Annotated in this window: 22 protein-coding genes, 2 pseudogenes and 1 riboswitch; of the genes and pseudogenes, 7 read left to right on the forward strand and 17 right to left on the reverse strand. The window is 43.6% G+C overall.

Translation table 11 applies throughout. The annotated features are described in order from the left end of the window. Positions 1-41 precede the first annotated feature (41 nt). Positions 42-1,643, reverse strand: coding sequence for a type 2 periplasmic-binding domain-containing protein (locus GC096_RS27550; protein WP_171634678.1), 1,602 nt, complete (start codon positions 1,641-1,643; stop codon positions 42-44). Positions 1,644-2,045: 402 nt separating this feature from the next. Here GC096_RS27550 and GC096_RS27555 point away from each other — a divergent pair. Then, positions 2,046-2,231 (forward strand): annotated as a pseudogene (locus tag GC096_RS27555) (SGNH/GDSL hydrolase family protein); the annotation flags it as partial. Between the two features lie 167 nt (positions 2,232-2,398). Here the strand turns inward: GC096_RS27555 and GC096_RS27560 are convergent. Together GC096_RS27560 and GC096_RS27565 are read right to left on the reverse strand one after the other, a co-directional pair. Beyond that, the gene (locus GC096_RS27560; RefSeq protein ID WP_171634679.1) at positions 2,399-3,415 is read right to left on the reverse strand and encodes a LacI family DNA-binding transcriptional regulator; all 1,017 of its coding nucleotides are present in this window, start codon (positions 3,413-3,415) and stop codon (positions 2,399-2,401) included. A gap of 169 nt (positions 3,416-3,584) precedes the next feature. Continuing rightward, positions 3,585-4,394 carry a phytanoyl-CoA dioxygenase family protein gene (locus GC096_RS27565; RefSeq protein WP_171634681.1) on the reverse strand — a complete coding sequence of 270 codons (810 nt, stop codon included), beginning with the start codon at positions 4,392-4,394 and terminating at the stop codon, positions 3,585-3,587. A gap of 157 nt (positions 4,395-4,551) precedes the next feature. Between GC096_RS27565 and GC096_RS27570 the strand changes: the two genes are divergently transcribed. Then, positions 4,552-5,325 carry a helix-turn-helix domain-containing protein gene (locus tag GC096_RS27570; RefSeq protein WP_171634683.1) on the forward strand — a complete coding sequence of 258 codons (774 nt, stop codon included), beginning with the start codon at positions 4,552-4,554 and terminating at the stop codon, positions 5,323-5,325. A gap of 85 nt (positions 5,326-5,410) precedes the next feature. Continuing rightward, positions 5,411-5,857, forward strand: a complete 447-nt coding sequence (locus GC096_RS27575; RefSeq protein WP_246303000.1) for a DUF4395 domain-containing protein — start codon at positions 5,411-5,413, stop codon at positions 5,855-5,857. Between the two features lie 81 nt (positions 5,858-5,938). On the opposite strand, the gene GC096_RS27580 is transcribed toward GC096_RS27575, so the two are convergent. The 11 genes from GC096_RS27580 to GC096_RS27630 all read right to left on the reverse strand — a co-directional run bounded on the left by GC096_RS27580 (position 5,939) and on the right by GC096_RS27630 (position 16,057). Further along, positions 5,939-6,484, reverse strand: a complete 546-nt coding sequence (locus tag GC096_RS27580) for a Rieske 2Fe-2S domain-containing protein (protein WP_171634686.1) — start codon at positions 6,482-6,484, stop codon at positions 5,939-5,941. 312 nt (positions 6,485-6,796) lie between these two features. Next, positions 6,797-7,354 (reverse strand): GNAT family N-acetyltransferase, encoded by a 558-nt coding sequence (locus GC096_RS27585; protein ID WP_171634688.1) that lies wholly within the window; start codon positions 7,352-7,354, stop codon positions 6,797-6,799. Positions 7,355-7,677: 323 nt separating this feature from the next. Further along, positions 7,678-8,055 carry a VOC family protein gene (locus GC096_RS27590; protein WP_171634690.1) on the reverse strand — a complete coding sequence of 126 codons (378 nt, stop codon included), beginning with the start codon at positions 8,053-8,055 and terminating at the stop codon, positions 7,678-7,680. Between the two features lie 78 nt (positions 8,056-8,133). Then, entirely contained in the window at positions 8,134-8,670 is a 537-nt protein-coding gene (locus tag GC096_RS27595) for a GNAT family N-acetyltransferase (RefSeq protein ID WP_171634692.1), read from the reverse strand. Positions 8,671-8,700: 30 nt separating this feature from the next. Further along, the gene (locus GC096_RS27600) at positions 8,701-9,747 is read right to left on the reverse strand and encodes a YkvI family membrane protein (RefSeq protein ID WP_171634694.1); all 1,047 of its coding nucleotides are present in this window, start codon (positions 9,745-9,747) and stop codon (positions 8,701-8,703) included. An 88-nt stretch (positions 9,748-9,835) separates the two neighbouring features. Continuing rightward, complete coding sequence (locus tag GC096_RS27605) at positions 9,836-10,777, reverse strand: GNAT family N-acetyltransferase (RefSeq protein ID WP_171634695.1); 942 nt, start codon at positions 10,775-10,777, stop codon at positions 9,836-9,838. Positions 10,778-10,793: 16 nt separating this feature from the next. Then, complete coding sequence (locus GC096_RS27610; protein ID WP_171634697.1) at positions 10,794-11,708, reverse strand: aminoglycoside phosphotransferase family protein; 915 nt, start codon at positions 11,706-11,708, stop codon at positions 10,794-10,796. Positions 11,709-12,313: 605 nt separating this feature from the next. Further along, entirely contained in the window at positions 12,314-12,832 is a 519-nt protein-coding gene (locus GC096_RS27615) for a nucleotidyltransferase family protein (protein WP_171634857.1), read from the reverse strand. A 210-nt stretch (positions 12,833-13,042) separates the two neighbouring features. Next, positions 13,043-15,169: a pectate lyase family protein gene (locus GC096_RS27620; RefSeq protein WP_171634699.1), complete on the reverse strand. Its 2,127-nt coding sequence runs from the start codon at positions 15,167-15,169 to the stop codon at positions 13,043-13,045. Between the two features lie 219 nt (positions 15,170-15,388). Next, a complete protein-coding gene (locus GC096_RS27625) occupies positions 15,389-15,655 on the reverse strand; it encodes a hypothetical protein (RefSeq protein WP_171634700.1) in 267 nt (88 codons plus the stop codon). Between the two features lie 198 nt (positions 15,656-15,853). Continuing rightward, positions 15,854-16,057, reverse strand: a complete 204-nt coding sequence (locus GC096_RS27630; protein ID WP_171634702.1) for a hypothetical protein — start codon at positions 16,055-16,057, stop codon at positions 15,854-15,856. Between the two features lie 147 nt (positions 16,058-16,204). Between GC096_RS27630 and GC096_RS27635 the strand changes: the two genes are divergently transcribed. After that, positions 16,205-16,954, forward strand: coding sequence for an SDR family NAD(P)-dependent oxidoreductase (locus GC096_RS27635; RefSeq protein WP_171634703.1), 750 nt, complete (start codon positions 16,205-16,207; stop codon positions 16,952-16,954). A 104-nt stretch (positions 16,955-17,058) separates the two neighbouring features. After that, positions 17,059-17,202: a hypothetical protein gene (locus GC096_RS27640; RefSeq protein WP_171634705.1), complete on the forward strand. Its 144-nt coding sequence runs from the start codon at positions 17,059-17,061 to the stop codon at positions 17,200-17,202. Here GC096_RS27640 and GC096_RS27645 read toward each other — a convergent pair. The 3 genes and pseudogenes from GC096_RS27645 to GC096_RS27650 form a co-directional block, all read right to left on the reverse strand. Beyond that, positions 17,199-18,098 (reverse strand): RNA polymerase sigma factor, encoded by a 900-nt coding sequence (locus GC096_RS27645; RefSeq protein WP_246303027.1) that lies wholly within the window; start codon positions 18,096-18,098, stop codon positions 17,199-17,201. The genes GC096_RS27640 and GC096_RS27645 overlap by 4 nt on opposite strands. A gap of 111 nt (positions 18,099-18,209) precedes the next feature. Further along, positions 18,210-18,431: pseudogene (locus GC096_RS39165) on the reverse strand (sigma factor); the annotation flags it as partial. Next, positions 18,428-18,778 carry a YciI family protein gene (locus GC096_RS27650; RefSeq protein ID WP_171634708.1) on the reverse strand — a complete coding sequence of 117 codons (351 nt, stop codon included), beginning with the start codon at positions 18,776-18,778 and terminating at the stop codon, positions 18,428-18,430. The gene GC096_RS27650 and the pseudogene GC096_RS39165, both read right to left, overlap by 4 nt. Positions 18,779-19,139: 361 nt before the next feature. Beyond that, positions 19,140-19,224: riboswitch (cyclic di-GMP riboswitch) on the forward strand. Positions 19,225-19,377: 153 nt separating this feature from the next. On the opposite strand from GC096_RS27650, the gene GC096_RS27655 reads away from it, so the two are divergent. Both GC096_RS27655 and GC096_RS27660 read left to right on the forward strand, forming a co-directional pair. Continuing rightward, positions 19,378-21,120 carry a methyl-accepting chemotaxis protein gene (locus tag GC096_RS27655; protein WP_171634710.1) on the forward strand — a complete coding sequence of 581 codons (1,743 nt, stop codon included), beginning with the start codon at positions 19,378-19,380 and terminating at the stop codon, positions 21,118-21,120. Positions 21,121-21,204: 84 nt separating this feature from the next. Further along, a complete protein-coding gene (locus tag GC096_RS27660; protein ID WP_171634712.1) occupies positions 21,205-24,267 on the forward strand; it encodes an amino acid adenylation domain-containing protein in 3,063 nt (1,020 codons plus the stop codon). Positions 24,268-24,306: the final 39 nt, after the last annotated feature.

Below are 24,306 nucleotides of genomic sequence, written 5' to 3' on the forward strand. Positions count from 1 at the left end.
CCCACGAACAACGCCGGGTTCCCTTCGATGCCTTCACTCTCCTATTTAAAATCGTTAAGCTTATTCTTCAATGCTGTATTCAAAGTTTTCGTGTACTCCGTGAATATATCTCTACCTTTGAATTTGGTCATGAGCTCTTCACGGTACTGCGGCCAGTTCTTGCCACTCTTATCTTCAAGAACACCTTTGATATGGTATTTACTCATCTCTTTACGGAAATCACCAATGTTAATGCCAGCTGGCGGAACCAAGCTAACCGGAGGCAATGCATCATGCTTAGGGTAAGACTCAACTGTCTTCAGAATAGCACGGTCGTGATCATTAATACGTGGATCTACTAGCTCGTATCCTAGTACCTTCGGCTCATCAGGTACAAAAGCATTGTACACATTTAACCAGTTGCCGGCTTTCGCAATATCAGCTTCGAAATTAGCAACATTCAACGTAATTTTCTTACCATCTTTCGTGTAATGTTTGCCTTCTTGACCATAATGTGTTAATAAGAAGCCTTCATCGCCTGTCAACCAGTTCAGAATTTCCATGGAACGTTTAATTTTATCAGGTGTTTTCTCAGCTGTTGTTTTACTGATCAAAATCGTGTCAACTGCAACGTTATTTTTCCAAATAATCGGCTGATCTAGCGGGAAGATCGGTACCCAATTCGCTTTAGGATCTAATGCTTTAGAACGATTCGCCACGCTTGTCGGATTGCTATCTAGGATGGTAGTCTTATCTCCAGAGAAGTACATACCTACTTTACCTTGTGACGCTTTATCCAATTGTGCACCCGGTTTATTCAAGAACCAGTCCGGATCTACAACGCCTTGATTAATCCAATCCACGACTTGATCAATGACTTTCTCCACTTTAAGATCCGTCCGGTTATCGATATACGTATTGTTCGCAATCATGAAGTCAGCTACAAGACCGTTATTCAACCATTGCGGGAAATCAAACGGCAAGTTAGCACCATTTCCTGCTGCTGAGAGACCAAACGTATCATTCTTACCATTACCGTCTGGATCATTCTTCGTGAAGGCTACCATGACTTTCGTTAATTCATCGTATGTCTTTGGCGCTTTCAATCCAAGCTTATCTAACCAATCCTGGCGAATATGCCAAGCTGCATACGTATTACGTGGGAATATATTCATACCACGGAAGAATTCACCTTGTTTAATCTGGTAGGCATTGACTTCATCCTCAGATACCCATTTGAAATAGTTCGGTACAGCTGCTTTCGTTAAGAATGGGGCAAGGTTACCAGTGATTCCATCCGAAATATACTTTTGGGACTCTGCACCACCAGAGATGAACATATCTGGCACATTGCCGCCCGCCATCGTTGCATTCAACTTGTCATAGTATTCTTTACCGTTCATCATATAATCTATCTTGAGATCAACATTAAACTTTTCTTCAATGGCCTTCTTAACAAAATCTTTGTCTGCGGCAGGCAAATTCACATTCGCAAGATTTCCGCTAGTGACGGACCAGTTCAACGTCAGCTTCTCAGGTTTAGCCGTAGCAGACGCATTGGTCGATCCTGTCGGCGTGCTTGTCTGTGTTGTCGTTTTACTATCCGAACATCCTGTAAGCGCAACCATTGTAGCGGCAAGACCAATAACTACTAATTTTTTCATTTCATTTACCCCTCCTATTTATACGTTCCGTAAACTCTGTTCTGCCTAACACTTATTTAAATGATAGCGTTTACTTGTTCTTAGTATAGAACCAACTACCTAGTGAAACTAGCAGACGCATTCAAGAAATAGTGGTTAAAATGCAGAACTTTGTTGGAAATTTTATACTACAATTTTAACCTTATGCTACATAATAAGAAACACCCTTACGCTGGCATCACTGCAAGTAAGGGTGTTTAAGGTTCATGTTATATTTGGAAAATGATTAGCGGATTCGTTGCTGTCTGACCAACAACTTCCTTATACACGCCACTGTAGGTCATGCTGAAGGTGTACGAGCCTGCGAGCAGCTCCTTGCTCACTTCGCCGCCTACTGCCGATCAGTGAAGAAAGGTCCAACAAGACATCATTGCTCGATTGCAACAAGAAGGTGACGCCCAGCTCCACTTCTTCAATGGCATGTCACTGCTTGGCGACGACTATAGTGATTGTACGGTTGACGGTGTTCATCCGACAGATCTTGGCTTCCAACGCATGGCGAAGTCACTTGATCCCGTGTTCCGAGCGTTGCTGAAGGAATACTTATGAGAAAAACTTCTATCGAAGTCCTTCGAGGAGGAGCGACCGCGTTTAAATGTTGTTTTTATCGCCAATAAGAATTTGTTCTTCCGAGTATCGGAAACTTATTAATTCTTATGTGGTAACAAAAAGACCTGACACGTCGGTAGTCCACATGTCAGGTCTCTTCCTTATGCTTAGATGCGAGTTGTTTCTCGTTCTATAAAAATAAGCGGAACTTCAAATTCTCGCTCCTCGCTGGCCTCTACGGTATGTCCAAACTTATGCAGCAATTTATGGATAGCCATTTGCGCCTGAAGCTCATAAGGAATGTCCCAGCTAGAGATACCAGGGTAACTTTGCATAGCCATATAGTCGTTATTAATACCGATCATTTGTAATCGGTTCGGGAAGTCGATCTTTTGCCTATTGGCAGCCGAAAGCAGCTTTAATGCAACATGATCGTCAAAGGCGACGATCCCCGTTCGCTGTGTTGGCCCCGCCACCACCTCTTGGAGAAATGCGTCCACGTCCAGTTCCTTCATTTCGACGATACGATGGGAAATCTCCACGGACAGTTGTTGTAAACCCAGATGAAATCCATTACGACGCTGTTCATCAATCACATTCGAGATCTTGCTGCCCGCGTAGATGAGTTCATCACAGCCACGATCCACAAGCAATTTCGTTGATTGTCTGCATGCCTCGGCAAAGCCTAAATTTACAGCACCAACGGCAATATCCTCGGGCCATCCCCAGCCATTAATGAGCACTAGCGGCGTTCCGCTGTTAACGATAGCGCGTGTGGAATCCTTTCCCATCGCTAAGCCATGACAGATGAGTCCATCCACTCTTCGCTGCAGTAACACTTCTAGATTTCTACGTTCAATCGTCGGATCGAATCCTCCTGAAGAAAAAACGGATAAATGATAGCCCGCATGGTGAGCTTCCAATTGTAAATACTCCGCTAACCGTCCGTAATAACTCGTCAATCCAGGAACAATGAGGCCGATTTCAAAAGTTTTGTTCCGACTTAACCCTGCTGCCATGGTATTGCGTCGATATCCTAATTGCTCGGCTGCCAGTTCGACTTTGCGAATCGTCTCCTTCGACGAACGGATTCCACCTCTATTCAGCACATTGGAGACCGTGGCAATCGATACCCCAGCTGCTGCTGCCACTTCTACAATTGTGACTTGTTTGGGTCTGCTCATATGTGTTTCAGCTCCATCGGTTAAACGTTTAACTAGCTCCTTTAGATTAAATTGATCTAATAAGCCTGTCAAGCGAAATCCAATGGAATCCCCGCACCTTTGCAAAAAAAATCGCTCCCAGGACATAAACTATGCCCTAGAAACGATTCCTATCCTCCGTTAATCCTAATTAATGTGGGTATACTGTCTCAAATTCATCGCCGCAAGGACCGCCACTCGGGTTAATCTCCAAGGAGACAGTTTCCCCATTGGCTCGATACAACGGTCGATAATGATTGCTAATATGCGTCGCAGAGGCATTGGCATAATGGCAGATGAACGCGCGGCGGAAGCGAGCCTTGGTCTTATTTCGATAAGAACCATGAATCAGATTGCCATTGAAAAAGAGGACATCCCCCCGGTCCATAATGACCGGCATAGCCTTCTCGTCCTTCGGCGGCTTCACGTAGTGGGTCGTAAAAGATTCCTTAGAATCTGCGATGTCGGGACATGAGATTTCGAGGGCATTCGTTTTCGGTACAACGAGTAATCCGCCATTTTCCTCATCAGCCGCGTCAATGGCTGTCCATGCTGCAATACAATTGCCTGGTTCCACCTGTAAATAAAAGTTATCCTGATGAAGCGCCTGCCCCCGGGAGCCAGGTGGTTTGTAATAAAACATACTTTGTGCAGCGAGTGCTTCTTCTTCATACAAATCTGCTAGAACTTCTAACACGGGCTGATGCAGCATGTACGTTTTCGCTGTCTCATTAAACCGATGCGGGTGCATGACACGCGGATAGCGTTTCAGAGGGTCGACGACCTCTGTCGATAGATCAGGTTCGAAATATCCTGGAACCGTCTGATTGCTGATCGCTTCGAAGGTTTCATCGATTCTAGCCAAATCCGCTTCTGAAAATAACCCCTTCACGATCACGTAACCCTCGGTTTCAAAATGCTGTTTTTGTTCCTTCGTCAATTTAATTAGTGATTGTGTCATCCTTATTCCCTCCAAGTGAACCTTTATTTCTTTGTCTTTAGCATATCGAAATAACCGGTTACATAGAAGTAATAATCTTGCTAATGATTCCTACAATCCTGCTATTTCATGTTATAATGAAATCTATCTTGAACAGGTAAAGAAGGGATTATCCAACATGATATTGGATGCAAATGGGTTGTTCGCCGGCCATTACATAGAATCAGATACGTATGTGACTAAACGTCCTCAAGGTCGGGATGATTGGTTGTTAATTTTCACACTAGAAGGAGCAGGCTTTGTTAACTACCAAGGTACAGAACATGTCTGTAAGAAGGGAGCCCTCGTTTTATTAGCACCTGGAACTCCCCAACACTATGGCACTTTGACAAACCACACCTGGCAATTCGTATGGGCACATTTCCCCTCTACACTTTCTGAAACCAACTTGCTTCCTCAGGAGAATCAGCTCCTCGTCATGATCGAGAACGAGTCCATCCAGGAGCGAATTCACCTAGCTTTCACCCGCATATTGGCAGATTCGCGGGAACGCGGCGAGTATTGGTTCGAGCTCTGTTGCAGCTCCTTGCGAGAAATCCTACTCATCATGGCGCAGAAAAACATACGCAAAATGGATCCCCGCATTGAAGAGGTTCTCCATCTACTCTCTGGGCAGATGCGCGAACAGATTCGGCTTGAAGATCTTGCGCAGACCGTCGGTCTCTCCCCGTCGAGATTATCTCACCTTTTCAAAGAGAGCACAGGCTACTCCATTATCGATACACTGAATCGCATGCGGATCCAACAAGCCGTTATGATGCTAGCCCATACGGGACGCAGTGCTTCGGACGTTTGTTACGATGTTGGTTTTCAAAATTATAATCATTTCACGAATCAGTTCCGTAAATGGCAGGGCATGACCCCGAGTATGTTTATGAAAAGTCCGCGTTAAAAATAATTTTATTTATTCCTATCAGATTACTATGAATTAATGTATAATGATCATAATAACTATCCATTGTGAACGGAGGATGAAGATGGCAACCCAACTTTGGCGTGGCGACTACGATTGTGTAGATGAAGTTCCCTTGCATCGCGTGCGGGGTAATCAACTAGGAATTCTACTAAGTATACTGGTCAGTGTTCTCAGTCAGCAGTTATGGATTCTCGTCCTTCCGTTAATTGTTCAGCTGATTAGTCGTACTTATGGCGTGAAATACAATGTATTTGTGCGGCTGTTCTCTCCACTTTTTCCGGTTAGCACACGAACGGAAAGCCGCGAGTTGCTTCGTTTCAACAACTTGTTAGCTATCCTATTTCTTATCGTAACCCTTACGGCTTTGCTTTTAAAAATTACGACACTTGCCTATATCGCACTAAGCATGCTTACCATAGCTGTCGTGCTCGCTTTATGTGGATTTTGCTTTGGATGCTTCATCTATTTTCAATGGAAGCAGTTTTGGGCACGAAGAAGAAATGCCTAAGCAGTCATGCTGAAGAGGCTGTTTCGGAAGTGGAAAAGGAGCTGGCGCGGCTGCGCCTAGCTCCTTTTTTTATGCATACAATCATGCTCGCTTCTCAGGTGTCGAAATATCCACATACACATCACCTTCAATGAGGAGTGGTTTATACCTTTCTAATTCCGGCAGCCCCATACCGACAGACGTTCCCACGATATCGAATTCGGCTCCGTGACAGGGACACCAGAAGAAGAGCTCCTTTTTCCGACTTCGTTGCGCTTCTGTTGCTGGCTCTACCGAACAGCCCAGGTGCGTACATGCCGGTGAAAGGATAACAAGCGCGCCGCGCTCATCCTTGGTCACATAGACGAAGCCCTGCTTAGGCGTCTTTACCCAGGCATCTTCGATCGTAGCGGTATAAAAAACCTTCTCATAGCCAGTTATCGCGTGTAGTTGCTCTACTGCGCCAACCTTTACGAAACTAGACGGAATCTTCCGTGTGTCTGGATTATCCAGCTTTTTCCCATGAACCGCTCCGTAATAAAACAACGCTGTATCCCCAAGCAACACGCCAGACACGCCTAGTACAACTTTGCTCGATGTGCTCAAAAAGGCTCTTCTTGTGATCTTTCGCGGTAAATGGGCAGTCATACGAAGGTCAACTCCTTCACGATGTGTGAAATCTGCTAATTGGATATCCCTAGTTCTAAAACTGCTTTAACTATATATAACATGGTTGGGTGCTAACCGATCAAGAAGCCCTTTATGGAGGTAAACATAATACATAGTGATAAAATCATAAAAATATAACCTATAAAGCCCTTTCGAGTTCTTTGAAACTCGATTAATCCCAACACTAAACTGAATACAGAAAGACATAACATTAAATATGGCATGACTTCAAAGTTTTGAGTCACTGTGCTATAAAGTGCGATACAAATAATAACCATCGCTAACGTCACTTTACTTATTTTTAAAAACATAGTCCTCCTGCTGTGCAACCTTGGTATACAAAACATGTCTACACAAAGCACTATCCAACCCCACCTTCGGGTGGTTGAACATTTTAATAAACTGCATGCCGATCTTGTTCATCACATTGCTCGAAGGCTTGTTGATCTCCGCTGTCCAACTGTACACTTTAGGAAAACCTAATTCCTTGAATCCATAGTGCAAACAGGCCTCGGCCCCCTCGGTCGCATAGCCTTTTCCCCAGGCTGCTTTTTTCAGCCGCCATCCAATCTCGATACATGGGGTAAAATCAGACTCCAAGTTGGCCCTGTGAAATCCAATAAACCCGATAAACTCTTGGTTTTCTTTTACTTCCACGGCATATAACCCAAATCCGCATTCTTGAAATTCTGATAAAATAGATCTATAGAACGTATCTGTTTCGTCTTTCGATAAAGTTTTAGGAAAATACGTCATCACCTCTTCATCCGCATTAAGCTGACGAAATGGTTCGAGATCAGTTTCTACCCAGTTGCGTAATCGTAATCTCGCTGTTTCCAAGTAAATCATTGTACACCTCCGATAGACGTTCTATTCGCTTCTAACTTTTCCTTATTTTAACATATGACAGCAGGTTTTGTCTGACTCTTCCCATTCCATCCTTGGAAAGCACAAAAAAAGCTGGATCTATGATCACAGCTTCTTCATTCTTGCGTTTATCCGAAAGGAGAAATTAAACATATTGCAGGCAATACTTCAACAATTTTCATTCCAATATGGATACATTTTATAATTCGAACATTATCCGGTAAACAGGTTTACTTCTAATTTCATTTTACGCAATAAAAGCTAGTATTGCCTAAATGAATGCCATTTATACATGGTAGGAAAAATTATTTCTTTTCCAGAATTGCAAAGTAATTTCCTTCGTCATCCGCGAAGTTAAACACTCTTCCCGTAGGCATTGTTACAAGGTCACCAACGGTAATGTCTTTCTCTTTGAATTCGGCATATAGGCTTTCAAGATCTTCAGAGAAAAACAATAGCGAAGGCGTGTCCAGGTTTAGTTGCGGCTGCATTTGGGCAATAAGCTCTTTATTGTGGAGTATGATACTCGTTTGGGCATCATCCTTTGGAGCAATTTCGAACCATTTCATTGGCCCATGATTTTCTTCCGAAACAAGGATGAACCCCAATTTTTCCGTCCAAAATTTCAATGATGCGTCTTGATCATTCACATACAGCATAATTTGACCGACTTTGCTGATCATTGTCCATTCTCCGTTTCAAATAGATTTGGTAAGCACATCTACCCATATGATTGTACAGAATATTACAATTCACTTCAACTAACCTGTCCCATTTAACCATTTGGCATAACAGTGCCTTGGCTTCCCATTGTACATTGGGCGGGTAAATTGAAGGACGAACCCTGCCGCTTCTAAATTATGTTTGCTCACCACATTGTCGGGATGAACAGTGGAATAGAGGTATCGGCTGCCGCATTCTCGGGCACGTTGTTCCCGTAATTCATGGAAATAGCGTTGCAATCCCCGGCCACGAACGGTTTCGTGGACAATCGTTGCATCGAGAATCGCTACGTATGATAAATCTGACTCAGGCACCCCGAACTCCCTGCCCAAATTGCTTTCACTCGAACCAGGGAACGCCAGAATGGAATAAGCCATAAGCTCCCCATTTAGAAAAGCACCGTAGGTTTCACCGTTTTCCTCGATATGCGTGTTTAAGTACTGTTCATCGCCCATCGCGAAATGTTCTTGTGAAGCGAGACGAGATACAACGTCAACCATAAGCGCATGAATAGCTGGAACATCCCTGTGCCCTAAACGGCGGATTTCCAAATTAGCTATGTTTTGAACCAACATTAAGAAAGCTCCTTCATCTATGATGTTAAATTATTTACCAGGCATAGGCCTTGCTATTAGAAAAATAAGCAGGATCATCCCCATATACCCGAAAAGTGGGTATAGATAGGTAAGAAGCGAAGTAAAACCAACCTGACTGATTAATAAACAGATCAGCAAAATAGCCAGAACTACCCAATTGTGTGGCAGTGGATATATGCGCCTAATATGTCGGGTGATGCCGAACACATTTCCAATTAACGTCGTAACAATTTCCCCGTAAATAACGACGATGAATAGGACATGGAAGAACCGTCCAAAACCTCGTATTATTTCAGCCATCGGAATTTCAAAATTCAAAATCTCCGGCATCCGCGAATGTATCGCAAAGTGACTGATCAATAGCATAACACCAAGCCCAATGCCACCCCATAGGCCGCCCCACTTCAGAATGCTCTCATCCTGCACCTCACTACCTAACGGCACCAAGACCGCTTGGGCAAAAGCAAAATTTAAGGCTACATACGTAAGTGGACTCATGATCCATTTCAAATGGGTGCTGGTTTCTAGTTCTTGCCAATTCGTCGCTTCCCCAATCCCATCTATGCCAACAACTCGGATGATCACAAGCACCATGAAAAAAAGCATCAACGGCATTACAAGTGAATTAACCGCTAGAATGCCATGCATTCCTTTGCTCATGACCAAGTAGCATAGCAACATGCTAATGATGACCCCAAATTGATAGGGCAGTCTCAACTGCTCCTCGAAAATAGAGCCAGTCCCCGACATCATCACAGCGGTCACACCGAATAGGATGATAAACGTCAAGGTATTCGCGACTTTGCCAAATAACTTGCCAAATAAATAATCGTTCAACTCCTGATAAGAAGACGCCTTAAGTCGATGCGCGAGGACCATCATTTTCGTCCCAATCCATATAAAAAAAGCCGTTGCAATCCCTATGCCAACTCCGCCATAGGCTCCGTAGATGGTGAAGAAATGCATAATGGACTGCCCCGAGGCAAATCCCGCCCCTACCACAGTCCCCATATACGTTGCAGCGATTTGTAAAATCATGAGCGTTTTTGGCTTCATAGCTCCCCCATAGTCAAGCGGTATCTTGTACATCTCCATTGTATGTAAGATAAGCTTGTATATGCCAGTTGACAGGAGCTATCTGTTGCTATTTAGAGCTTAGTGGTACTTCAAGGGCAGGGCTTATTTGTTTAAAAAAATAACTACGTGTCGCATAGGTGGTAAACCCTACTTTTTCGTACAACCTAATCGCCTTCAAATTAGCTGAATTGACACTTAGTGTTATCTCATTGGCTCCCGCATTTTTTAATCGAAGCAGATTTTCGATAAGTAAGGCATGCCCTATCCCTCTACCTTGATAGTCCTGTTTAACGGCGATGGTAGCGATGTCCCCTCTGTCGCCAACTAATTGCGAAGAAATGAAAGCGACCGGTTCATCCTCACCCGGATGAAATGCCAATATGTTTAAGTCAGAATGACTAGCACCTTCGAGCTCGTAGACCACACTTTCGACCGTTTTTTTACCTTGAAAAGCATCATTGTAAATGGAAGCCCAGGCATCTGCCTGCTGTAATGTCGGCGATTTAAAAGAATAGTTAGGAGTAACATAACAATTACGTATATGCACAAGGTCATCTTTTCGAAGCAGCAGTAACGTATGTTTCTTCTCCATACCATGTGAACGTGCTAATTCAAGCATTCCTGTCGTTCGTGAATCTACGCGAAGCACGAAATGAATCGTTCGATCCTCTTGACTGACAACTGCGTTCAAATGGTTAAGAATAAACTGGAATAGGATTGTTCCAATCCCCTTGCGGCGCCAAGGGATATCGACTGCTGAGAAGCTATCGACCTTCCTGCCATTCGTTGTCTCAACGAAACAAAGCGAGATATAGCCTACGATTTGATCATGAAGATTAGCGACAAATGTATGCTCACGGGTCCTTGCACCTGGCTCATCCAAAAACCGTTCAAATTCATGAATGTGCATACCATTTTGTAAATGCAGGGAATCACGATTAATAATAGCGACAATAGACTCCGCATCTGAATCTTGATATGGACGGATGGTTACCTCCTGTTCATACACAACAACATTCCTCCACTCACGAAGTAAACCAAATGGGCATACACTTTTCGAAGTTTTGATGATCCTCTAACACAACCCGAATTCGACCCAACATGGATTCAAGTTGCTCGGGAACCACCTGCAGCGTCCAAGTTACTGTCGGGAAAATAATCATAGCCGTGTACAACGCATACAAATGCCAGAACTCATCTGGAACAGTGCCATTAAAGTAACCTCGTATTTGCCCCCTGCAGAATGGGATACTAACCTCGCGGCTAAAGTAGGCGATTTTCAAAAAATCATGGTATGGGTCCCCCCAGTCGTAACGGTTAAAATCAATGACCCCCGCGTAGCTGCGATTGTGAATGAGTAGATTGCTCGTGTGAAAATCATCATGCTGAAAGCGATTGGGACGATTGACCATGTAGTGCGCATTCTGATTAATAAAGGAGATAATCTCATCCTCTTCGGCAAGCTTAACTCCGCAATTGCGATAAGTTTCATATTGACGCATATGTTTAGAGAATCTCTTTTCATACCAGTCTTCCTCTATGTGAGGAGCAGCTATGTCATGCATGATACGCAGCTCTTCCCCAGCTAGCAGGCCAATTTGGTATTGTTCATCATCCGACAAGGAAGGCAAAATATCAAAAGCATCCTCCCCTTCCACATAGCTCAGCAGCATGTAACAAATATCTAGTGACTCGATCGCACCGAATTGTAAGGGTTTCGAAGTTTTTACCCCGCGATCAAATACGTTAGCAATAACTTCAAATTCTGATCGTTTTTTTGGCAGTTGCTTCAGAGGTGCCGTGCGTAATACATATTGAGGCGTTTCGCTATTTTCATATATGAAATACTTGCTGTCAAAGGAGAATCCTTTCGTAATCCGTGAAATTTCGGTCACGTTCTCCAGGGATGGTAGATGTTTCTGAAGATCAGATAAGTTCATTGGAATGCTCCTTTGGCGCTCGGACGGTGTTGGTGGCGTTTGTAGGTTAGCAGAGGCTAATGCACTACACATTTGTATTAACTGGAAAATATACAGCTATTTATGTGCAATTACCCGAAAAATTCAATTTAACTGTAAAATATGTAGGTAAAACAGCCTCTTTTGTTCAGGTTGGGTAAAATGGTTAAAATTAACTGCAGGTTCTCCATCTATTCTGGATTTGGTTGAAAAATCCGAGAAATTAACTGTAGGAAATCCATTTATTCATCTGGCGTACAGGAGATTTACGAAACTTCCTACCTAACAAATCACCATGCTGGCTCGGCAATCTATACTTCTACTTCTACTTCTACTTCTACTTCTACTTCTACTTCTACTTCTACTTCTACTTCTACTTCTACTTCTACTTCTACTTCCTCTCCACTCCCCCAACTCTATTCGCAACCAGTTTCCTCCAAGTAAAATAAACGACTATGCCCAGTAGTATCAACCCTAACATTTCTACTATTCTCCACATTGGGTTTGAAAGAACTCCAAATGCGACTTTTTGTTGTAGATGTTCAACTGTATCATATGCGTCCACTATCTTCGGGAATATGAGAACATCACTTGTGCGAAATCACAGTCACTTTATTCCACTTGCCTTTAAAGTTCTTTTGTACGATTCGTTTTTCATATATTGCAGCAAGATGCTTATTCTCTAAGAAATAGGGGGTTGGCCTAATTATGATTTGAAGTACATCGTCAATTCCACATGGGGCAGTTAACCGTACATGATCCTGATTGTCTAACGTCAACCCCAAAGCTGTTGCTGTCTCAGGGAACTTGGACATTGCATCAGTAGAAGATGAATAGGGAGGATTGTCATTGACCACATGCATTCTTGCCTGGTTTTTAACGGACCAAGGAATGTTTGGTATGATTTGATTTAACTGTTCCTCGTATTGTTTTTCAGTATCCTCATTTACATTTGAAGCATCAAAATAGATGACATCTACATCGGAGAGTGGCGTTCGTTCTTCATAATCATGAAGGGTATCCCAGATTTTTGACCGAACGAAGCCTGCACACACCCACCAATCGGGAAGCTGTAGGGACCGAGCAGCCCTGAGGATGTCCATCATCCATTCATCCGCACGTATAAGAGCAATAATATCCTCTTTACTCTTTATCAACTCAAGACCCCCTTAACAGGAACGTATATTCCTATATTATAAAGAGTGAAAATGGAATTGTAAAGTTATCCCATTTTCATACCCGTTCGGTGGTTATGCAAAAAAAAACTACCAACAATATGCGAATATCGCGATACTGTCGGCAGCCTTTATTAACTTCTATTCTAGCTTCATGTAATAAAGATTTGTAACATCCTCTTTGATAATGGTATGTGCGCCTGGTGCAAGTGAAACACTGACAATGCCATTGGTCATTGCATAACTTGTTCCGTCTATCTTAACTTTGAGTCCATTTGCTGGATTAAACACTAATGTTAATGTTTTAGCTGATGTAGTGGTAAACCCCACACTGGTTGAGCTTTCTATTTTTAAACATTGCGTTAGTGTTAAACCATTATATACCACTGTTCCTTTACTCGTTGAAAGGTTCCCAACAATTGTGAAGAAGCTGCTTATTTTGCCGTCTGTGGTAAAGTTATGCACAATGGATGTACCCGGTGTAGACGTTGGTGCTGGTGTAGTTGTTGGTGTGGCTGTTGGTGCCGGTGTAGTTGTTGGTGTAGACGTTGGTGCTGGAGTACCCGTTGGAGGTGTTGAATTACCACCTACTGATACAAGTTGAGATGTGTAATTTAGTATTTTGGTCATCAGTGGTGAATTAAGGGTGGACGAGCTGTCATCAACGGAATCAACAAAATCCCATGTGAAGTCTCCCTTATTTAGGCGTCCAGCTTCTGCAGTAACCACTTGTTCAACCGTGCTGACAGCATCAATGTTCGCTACAGTTACTCCCGTATCTTTCAATGTATCAAAGTTATTATAAGCTGTTCCACCTACTAATGTTTTGTATGAACTGGGAACTGTTTCATTTCTAGATGAAGCTAAGTAGGCATCAAATGATGTTGCATTAGCTGGAGCTGTTCCTGCGTTGGAATTTGCATAAATGAGACTATTCGGATTATCAATCGTATTATTGTAGGCTTTAATCATGCCTCCTGCTTCACCGGAGAATGTGCCATTAGCAACACCATCTTTAATATCCGTGCCTTGTAAAGAAATCATCATTGGATTATGAGCATTTCTCCAATAATTTGATTCTACAAAGGCATTACTTGCTGTTGTAGCACCCGTACCATATTTGGAGACGCCATCAAAGAAGTTATTATAAATATGAATAGATCCTGTTCGTATACGTGGATGACGAGAGTCTGAATGATCAAACCAGTTATGATGGAATGTTGCAAAGAATTCTGCCGAATCATCAAAACCGACTAGAGCCGCTTTTCCCGAATCCCAATAGTGATTGTATGAGATTGTCAGATAGGTTGATCCTTTTTTCAGGTCAGTTGAACCATCGCCTTTGGCTTGGTCAGCATCTCCGCCTGCTTTTCCATATAAAATATCATTATTATGCACCCAAACATTCACATTACCTGTATCAAGTGAAACGCCATCGTCAGGAAATAACGCGATACCAAAGTTTCTTACTTCTACATTACCAACAGCTCTAAGTAAGAATCCCCATCCATACGCATAAGCATCTTGTCCGATACCTTCTAAGGTAATATTCATTTCCGCATAATTGGCGTTACCTTTTACTTGAAGAAATCCACTGCTGTTCAGTTGTCCACTCATGTTGGCATCTGTCACTTTTCCAATAAATCGGATGGCAAGTGGTGTCTTATCATACCCTTTTTGTCTTAGTGCCATAATAGCACCTAATCCAACGCCTGTTTGTTTCGTACCTGAGCTGCTAGTTATCACATCAAGAGATACTGTTTGTGCAGTCGCAGAAGTTATATAAATAACTTGAGCACCATTCTTAAGTGTTCCATTATCATTATAAGCGCCTGAACCTGTGCCGAATGGTGAGTCACTGGAAAAAGCAAAACCAGATCTGTCATGTGCCGATACGGAGAGCGTATTTGTAATCGTACTTTCTTTTGAACCGCCAGACAGTACGGCTTCTACTTTCATTACATAATTTCCAGCTGCAAGCCCTACAGCATCAGCTCGCCATTTGGATGGGTATTGTCGGATTAATTGTGTATCAATTTGTACATATTGAGAATCTGCGGCACTTGCAGGTTTAACATATACATTATAACCTTGAGCATTGCTTATAGGTGACCATTCTACATAGGCCGTCTCATTCCAGCCTCCACTGCCCGTGATCGTAACACCGATAGCGTGTACGGCTTTACTGGCCACTCCGCTTGCGATAATAGATAGCGCCAAAGCAAACAATAATACATAACTCGTTACCTTCGAAACACTTTTTTTCAATGTAATTCCTCCCACGTAGAATTGTTATAACGTATCAGAAACCGCTTACAAGTTTACGCATCCCCCCTCGCCTCACCCAAGCTCAGACTCAGCTTATCAGTTTGGAAAGAGGTTCCGAAACAATCATTTGCTCATATTTTCCATTTTTCTGAGCTAATGATTATTGGAAAGAAATATGATACTTCCTACAAATATTCAAAATACTGGGATCCGCGCCCCCTACATTTTAGATAACACAATAGAAACAATGATTCCTGCCACAGGAATCCAAAATAGATAGGATTTAAAAAGTCTAACTAACCGGTTGTTTTGCGTGTCTAACATTTTTTTGTGATCATGATTCATTTGTAAATCTGTTAAAGCACCTGTGGCATTGGAAACATTGTTATAACTAGACATGCCTCCACTTCCCACAAAAAATATGAGGACACTTATTACCAAAAAAATTAAAGAACCCATAAACAGATAATCAGATGCCTGTTGCATTGTCATCACACTCCTATTGGTCAATACGGTATTTCAATTATTCACAACATACCATATTTTTCCTTAAGTGACAAAGAAGACCCCAGCAACAGGCTGAAGGTCTCTGTAATCTTTCATCCATTTTATACTAATTGTGCAGTAGCAATAAGAAGCAATAAGATCTAAACGATCACTTGCCACCGCATCCTTCAGCGGCTTTCATTTTCGATCTTTATGATAATCTTCCCAAAGTGGGGCGATGTATTGTTCTAATGTTTTCACCACGTCATCTCTACGGCTCTCCTCGACATTGATAGTGTCATTTGCAATCTCATTTCTAATTCGTATGAGCACAAATAATGGAGGCAATGCTGCTTCACGAAGAGCTTTAATCATGATTTCTTCTTGTGGCGTAATCGTCATAACGTATCATACTTCCTTTCAGGCAGATTTCTACTCGAGATAATCTCAGTATAAACGTTAACATTAGTGTCAGAGTCAAGAGGGAACAGGTATGTTAAAGCATCAGTTGTGTTACACTGTTGGAAAATAGGGATAGAGGTGATTCATATGCGAAAAATCGCAGTCATTACGGGCGGAGGTCAGGGCATCGGACGAGCCATTGCACTTTCTTTTGCACAAAAAGGGTATGGCATATCCATAGCGGATATTCATCAAGATCGAGGATTAGAGACAATAGAGCTTCTACGCCCTTTTGCGGATAATGCACTCTTCATGAAGGTCGACGTCTCCAAGATTGAGGAGGTTGAGCAATGGATGGAACGTACGTCCTCCGTTTTGGGAAGCATCGATGTGTTGGTGAATAATGCAGGGATCATGCACAATACCGATGTATTGGAGCTTAGCGCTGAGCAGTTTCAGCGGGTCATTTCCGTAAATCTGGGAGGTACTTTTCACTGTTCACAGGCTGCAGCCCGCATCATGAAAGCACAAGACAGAGGCGGCGCCATCATTAATCTCTCGTCAACTAGAGCTGTTATGTCTGAGCCTAATACCGAGGCATATTCAGCCTCCAAGGGAGGCATCTCTGCACTGACCCATGCGATGGCCATCAGTTTAGGCGGCTACGGTATTCGTGTCAACGCGATATCTCCAGGGTGGATTGAAGTAAGGGATGAGGGCAGCTTTTCCCACACGGAAGTGGATAAAAGCCAGCATCCAGTAGGCCGAGTAGGCAGGCCTGAAGATGTTGCAGAGACTTGTCTTTATTTGGCTAGCGAGAAGGCTGGATTCATTACGGGCCAGAACTTGACGATAGATGGCGGTATGACCGTTAAAATGATGTACTTAGAGGAATAACTGCCTAATTGCCTATCTGCCTTCTAAATCGCTCCAAGACAGGGAATGGATAACAAATCGGATATAGGTAAACCTAATCCCATATAAAGGAAGGGGTGGGCAATTTGAAGGATGAGACAACTATTTCTCAAGAACAAGAAACTTCACAGATGGCAGAACCTGAATTTAATCACGATTACGATCTAATACGTGCCTATGCCGAACAAATGAATGGCGAGATCGAAGCTAGAGAAGATAGACTTGACTAACATTCTCCAGCTTGCTTCTCCAGGTACACGCGAATGGAAGGATCCATACACAGTCCGATGGAACGGCTGTATGCGGTTCGGGCTTCTTCGAACCTCTTCATCCGCTTGAGCAAATGGGCGCTCAGTGCCCAATAAGGTTGATAGCTCTTGACCGCTTCGGTCGGCATTTCTTCCAGCAGTGCCATCCCCACTTCGGCCCCACGCGCCTCAGCAACGGCTGCCGCCCGGCCGACGATTGCGCCGATCGTTGGAGCGATACCCACGAGCCCCTCGTACAGCAACGCGATTGCTTCCCATTCCGTTCGCCCAGTCCAGGCACGCTGGGCATGCACGGATTGAATAGCCGCTTCAAGCTGGAACCGTCCGATGCGGTTCCCTTGCGCGGCAACACGGAGGCAATGCTCCGCTTCCTCAATCATCGGGATTGACCAACGGGAATAATCCTGTTCGGTTATTGGAACATAGTCACCTGCCTCATTGCGCCGCACATGGCGGCGTGCTTCGCAGTGCAGCATAAGCGCCATCAACCCCAACGCTTCCGATTCCCCTGGCATAAACTGTAAGATCAATCTTCCCATGAAAATGGCTTCTTCGGCCAGTCCTTTCCGACGTGGATCTACGCCGACCACATCATCCCAGCCACTTCCATAAGCTGCATAGACAGCTTCAAGCACAGATTTAAGACGCTCTGGCCATTCGTCCTTTCCGGGCATGTCGAAAATAATAGCGTCGCTCTTCAGTTTCGCTTTCGCACGAGTAAGCCGCTGGCCCATCGTCGCAGGCTTAACAACGAAAGCAGAAGCAATGCGGGCTGCGTCAAGGCCAAGGACGGACTGGAGCATGAGCGGTGTACGCACGGCTGGATCAATTTCGGGATGGGCGCAAATAAACAGCATCTTGAGCCGTTCATCGGGAAAAGACGCTTCGAGTTCGGACCATTGCTGCGTAGTATTCGCCATCGCGATCAACGTCTGCTCAGCACCGGCATGCACACGGGCATGCCGGGTACCGTCGATCAGTCGGCGCTGCGCAGCAGTTAACAACCAGGCCTCCGGCTTATCTGGTACTCCGGTCACTGGCCATGATTCCAGCGCGGCCAGAAAAGCATCGGCAAGCGCATCCTCCGCTGCGGCTAGGTCACGCCAGCGCATAGCCAGAAAAGCAACCAGACGGCCGTAAGAATCACGGGCCGTCTGTTCAATCATTTGCTGAGCATGCATAGCGCTCATAGCGTAACCGGGTGCAAGTTAGGGCGGACTTCAACCGAGCTGCCAGGACAACGTGCCGCCCATTCCAATGCGGTATCCATATCCGGCACGTCGATAACCATTAAACCGCCAATATGCTCCTTAGTTTCGGTAATCGGCCCATCCTGAACCAACATTTCACCACCCCTGAGGGTAAGCGTAGTCGCGGTCTCCGGTGCCTGTAGACCTGCACCGTTTACAACAATGCCGGAATCGAGCATTGCTTTAACATAATGGGCCCAGCTTGCGGCATATGCCTCCTTGTGAATCGGATCGTTTCGTTTGGCGAAATCCTCTGTCGTTTCATACATAAGCAGTGTGTAGTTCATGGTTATTGCTCCTCTCAACATTCATAATGGGGTTGTTTCATGACTTCACTATAATGACGATCCAGATCGATGAATTTCTACATCATGCGAAAATATATTTGCACTATCACTAATCGTTTTCCTACTTATGTAAAAATAATACCACATATTAGGATAGTTCCGTAGGTGAGACTAGTGGCGAGAGCCAGCTTCTACAGTTGAAACACCTGATGCAATTTGCCTATGTGACAAGTCGTCTTATGATCCTTATGTATCACCTGAAAGTCGCATATGTCACAATTTGTTTACAATACATATATACACATGGTATTTACAGTAATGTATCAATAATTTATAATAGTCATAAATTGTCAATAGTTTCAACTGTAAAGGGCAAACTTATCGAAAGGTAAGGGCGCAAAGTTATGGGCCTAAAGCTTCGAAGCTATGGCTGCCAAACCGCCAGTTTGTGATAGTAAGCCTATCCCGAACACCTTGGGATAGGCTTTTTTATGCCTCTATCCCTACTGAAATTATCAAAAAATGTCGAAGAATGGGGGATATTCACAGATTATAGCGTTTTATGTCAATACAAATAGCATCTAAGGAGTGCAGTTAAATTGAAGACCAAGAACTATTTCGGTAAAAATCTTTTATTCTCGATGTTGAATTTGCTAGTCATCGGGGTCGTGCTTATTTCCATCAGCGCTTATTTTCAGAATCAAATTTTAACAGATACGTTGAGAACGCAGACCCATAATATGACATCCGTGTGGGCACAAGGTATAACCTATAAAGACGTCCAGGGAGCACTAAGTGATAAAAGCTATGAAGCAAGCGAGCAGCAACGATTAACCAAGCTATTTGATAGTTACACTGCCTTCAATGCCAATGTAGCGCAAGCTTACATATTTGGGGTTGAGTTAGCGGATGGGAATAAAACATCGTTGATTTCGTTCCCGAGTCACGTTGTTAAAGCTTTTAAAGAAGCAGGTTTGAACATCGGAGATATGTATGAGCAACCGAAAGGGATCGTCAACGGTTTGAAAGACATGTTGAAAACCAAAACCGAGACCTTCACTTCTTACTATAAAGATGATTACGGTACTTGGGTCAGCGTTCTTTACCCAATTATTGACGATAGTGGCAATGTTGCAGCTTACTTCGGCGTGGATGTGGACGCTAAAGTGATTCCCGATGCTCAAAAGTCGTTCCTCCTGAGTTCGATCATTTTACTCTTAATCGCCTTGGTGATTTGCAACGGAGCGCAATATTGGGTGGCAAGAAGAACGCTTATGCCGATCAACCAATTAATGCGTGGAATTGAACAAGCCTCTATCGGAAAGTTCAATTTCACATTGGAGGAAAACGGCGGTTTCGGCGAATTAAATCAAAAATTCAATATGATGCTTTCTAATATTCGTGACATATTATCAAGTATTAAACAAACAGCTTCCAGTGTATCCGACGCTTCCAACGAACTGTTCAGCATCACTGAAGACAATCGTCACAGCATTGAGCTGATCACAACAGAAATCAGAGACATGAATACGCATGTCGACCAGCAAAAGAATTCTACAGAAGAATGCGGACGATCAGTTGAAGAAATTGCAGCTTCTTTGCAAGTCATCGCTCAAAACGCGACCGAAGTTGCCAATGCTTCTCATGCTATGAAAAATCTATCCGAAGAAGGCAATATGGCCGCTCAGACGATATCGGATCAAATGGGTCGCATCAATACGAACTCGATTTCTACCGCAGGCACGATCAAGCTCCTTGAATCGAAATCGGAGGAGATAGGTAGTATTCTCAATCTCATTAAAGACCTAACTGCGCAAACCAATCTACTTGCTTTAAACGCAAGTATTGAGGCCGCTCGAGCTGGCGAACATGGCAGAGGTTTTGCAATTGTAGCCGCTGAGGTTCGTAAGCTTGCTGATCAATCGAAAAATTCGACAAGTCAGATTGAAACTCTTGTTGCCGACATTCAATCGGAAACTCACAACACATCTACATTCGTGACACAAGGTACAAATGAAACCCAAAAAGGGATGGAAATTGCCAGAAGCACCGGTGAATCCTTTACCAATATTCTCGACGCATCGCAGGTCGTATCTAATCAGGTTCTAGATATTTCATCCGCTACACAAGAAATGTCTGCTAGTACAGAGCAGGTGACTGCCATGATGGGTGAATTGGGTGGTATTTCGAGAAAAACAGCACAAAGTACAAACAAAATTATGGATTCGGTTCTGACTCAGGAATCTTCCTTACAAAGCATTTCAACTTTCGCTAGCAAGCTCTCCACGGTTGCAGAGGAATTGAGCGATATGGTAGGTAAATTTGAAATAGAGATGAAATAAATGGTTAGGAATTCCGGATTACACAACGTTTGTCGTTGTGTAATCCGTTCCAATAACATAGTTCAAACATAGAGGAGAGAGACTATGCTTAATTTCGTCACAGAAATACCGTCCATCTACAGCCAAATCAACAATACGTACGAAGCCTACCCAGCAACAGAAACGATATCATCCATCTTTCGGCGCGTAGCAACGAGGTATGCAAGTAAAGCAGCGATCTCTCACGGTAACAATGAAATTCTTTACGCAGATTTGTTCAAAAAGAGCGCTCAGGTTGCGAACGCATTGACCAATGCCGGCTGCCGTAAAGGTGATTTTGTCGGTATTTATATGGAGCGCAGTCCCGAAACCGTCATTTCCATTCTTGGGGTATTGCGAATGGGCGGTATTTATGTCCCCATTGACCCGGAACATCCTATCGAACGCAATCGGTATATTGTACAAAACGCTAGTTGCAAACAACTCATTATGAAGATGAGCCACATCGAAAGCGCTGCAGAGTTATGTCTTACGTTAGGTGTCGATACTCCCATTTCGATAGAGAATTGTTTGGAGAAAGACGAGACCAGTTTCGAGGATGCAAACATCACTCCGGATGATTTGGCGTATGTGATTTACACTTCCGGCTCCACCGGCAATCCGAAAGGTACGCTGATTGCTCACAGAGGCGTTGTGAATCTTTCGAATACGTTCACTAAACAATTGGAGATTTCGAGCGCAGACGTGCTCACTCAGTTTTCTACATTTAGTTTTGACGCCTCTATTTTAGATACGTTCAACTGCTTGCTCAATGGTGCAACGCTTGCTATTTTAACTAAGGAAGAGCAATTGACACCTGATCTTTTTTTGTCACTTCTTGAAAGCAAAAAAATTACTATCATTGGTTGTATTCCCACATCTGTATTTAATCGTCTATCCGACACAACAATTTCCAATTCCAAATCTATGTGGCAGACTGTAAGAAACATTACCGTAGGTGGGGAAGCACTGCTCTCCGACCATGTACGCAAGTTTCAGGACAAGTTTGGAAAGGATATCGTCATTTTTAACGCTTATGGACCAACTGAGTGCACCGTCGTTACAACGACCTTCAAGATAACGGACTATTGGAACAGCAATTCGATAACTGTCCCCATCGGCTCCCCTATCGGCAATTACAAGGTCTATGTGGTTAAAGCTGACGACACGCTTGCAGAAGTTGGCCAAGAAGGAGAGCTTCTCATAGAAACCTTTGCCCTCGCCAAAGGATATTTGAATCTTCCTGACAAAACGAATGAAGTTTTCATTACTAACCCATTCAGCAGCACTCCTAACTCCAAGGTTTATAAATCGGGCGATATCGTCAAAGTGCTGTCAGATGGTAATCTCGAATTTCAATATCGTAAAGACGGACAATTAAAACTACGTGGCTTCCGCATTGAAATTGGCGAAATTGAGAACGCTTTGTCCAAACACCCTTCCGTTCTCGATGCAGCCGTAGTTGCTATCCAGGATAACAATACAGTAAAACATCTTTCTTGCTTTTACTCCTCAAAATCCCGTGTATCCAGCGCTGAGTTGCGCGAGCATTTAAAATCGTACGTTCCCTATTATATGATTCCTAGCTTTTTTTATAGCCTGAAGGAAATACCGCTCTCGCCAACAGGCAAAGTAGACAGAAAAAAGCTGCTCGCCATGGATAACATCGATCTTGCGGAGACGAATATTCCTTATGAAGAGCCGGTTGGCGAATTAGAGTGTGCCATTGCATCCGTGTGGTCTGAAATTTTAGGGCTTGCGCGAGTCAGTCGCAACGAAAGTTTCTTCGAGATCGGCGGAGACTCTCTAGGGGTTATGGCGGTTTTATCGAGTCTAAAGCGGGATTACCTCAACTTGCGGATGAATACTTTGTATGAACATCCAACAGTGAAAGATTTGGCTGCCTATATTTCTACGTTATCCAGCGATATTGACGAAGATAAAGAAACGCCTGTCACCGAGTACAAAACACTTAGGGAGCTGCCGCTTCTTCCAAAGGTGGAGATTAATGGCCAAGACGGTTTAGGTTCGGACATCTTGCTAACTGGGGCAACAGGGTATTTGGGTTCACATCTGATATATGAGTTGTTAACAACCACTGAAGCCAACCTCCACCTGCTGGTTCGCCCCAAATTTGGCCAAAACGGAATTTCCCGAGTTTGGGAATCCTTGGACTCCTATTGGGGTCAAACGTTTTTTGCCAAGTATACGAACAGGATTTTCGTACTCGAGGGTGATTTGGTGAATGCTGACTTAGGCTTATGCGCCGAAGACCGCAGGTTTGTTTCTACTAAAATCACCTCTATCATCCATGCTGGTGCAGATGTCAGACATTTTGGCAGTACGGACGATTTTCATGCTACGAACGTGATTGGCACTCAAAACCTGCTGAAATTGGTATATGATAGAACGACTATCCCTTTCCATTTTATTTCTACCATAGGAATACCGGAAGATATAGCATCATCAGGATATTGGGAATCGGGATCGCAAAGTAATCAGGAGTTTTATAGCTTAAAATTGGATAATGTATATACAAACAGTAAACTTTTGGCAGAAAAATGCGTCACTGAAGCCATTTTGGCAGGGCTGCCATGTTCGATTTATCGAGCAGGTAATTTGTCATGCCACAGTGTGACGGGTCGTTTTCAAAAAAATATACATGAAAACTTTTTCTATCGTATGATCAAAGCCTTCCTGCTTCTAGGTAAAGCGCCTGTCGTAGACGCATATATGGATATCTCTCCGATCGACTTTGCAAGCAGCTTTATGGTTTCCTTAATGAAACAGCGTACATTCGGAGAAATCTATCACATTTGCAATCCGGTTCAAGTACATTATGATGCGTTCATTGAAGCGCTGAGTGAACTAGGATATTCAATTGACCTCTTACCGCCAAAAGAGTTCGAAAAGTGGGTCATCACAAGAGGCAACAACATCAATAAGGAAGCCGTTCAATTAGCCATTCCTTTATTGGAAGGTGACGGGGTTAGAACTTCACCATACCTTTATGGCTGCGAGAGCTCCATTCAGAAAGCCGGTTCCTTAACTCCCTTGCCAAGCTTGAGAGATTTGGTAGCCGCCTTGGTAGAGCATGCAGTCGATCGTGGATATTTCCCCAAGCCGTAGGAACTAACATCAAATTGTGGTTAGCCCCTCCTATTCCTA

The sequence above is a fragment of the Paenibacillus plantarum genome, assembly GCF_013141695.1.
GTDB lineage: Bacteria > Bacillota > Bacilli > Paenibacillales > NBRC-103111 > Paenibacillus_E > Paenibacillus_E plantarum.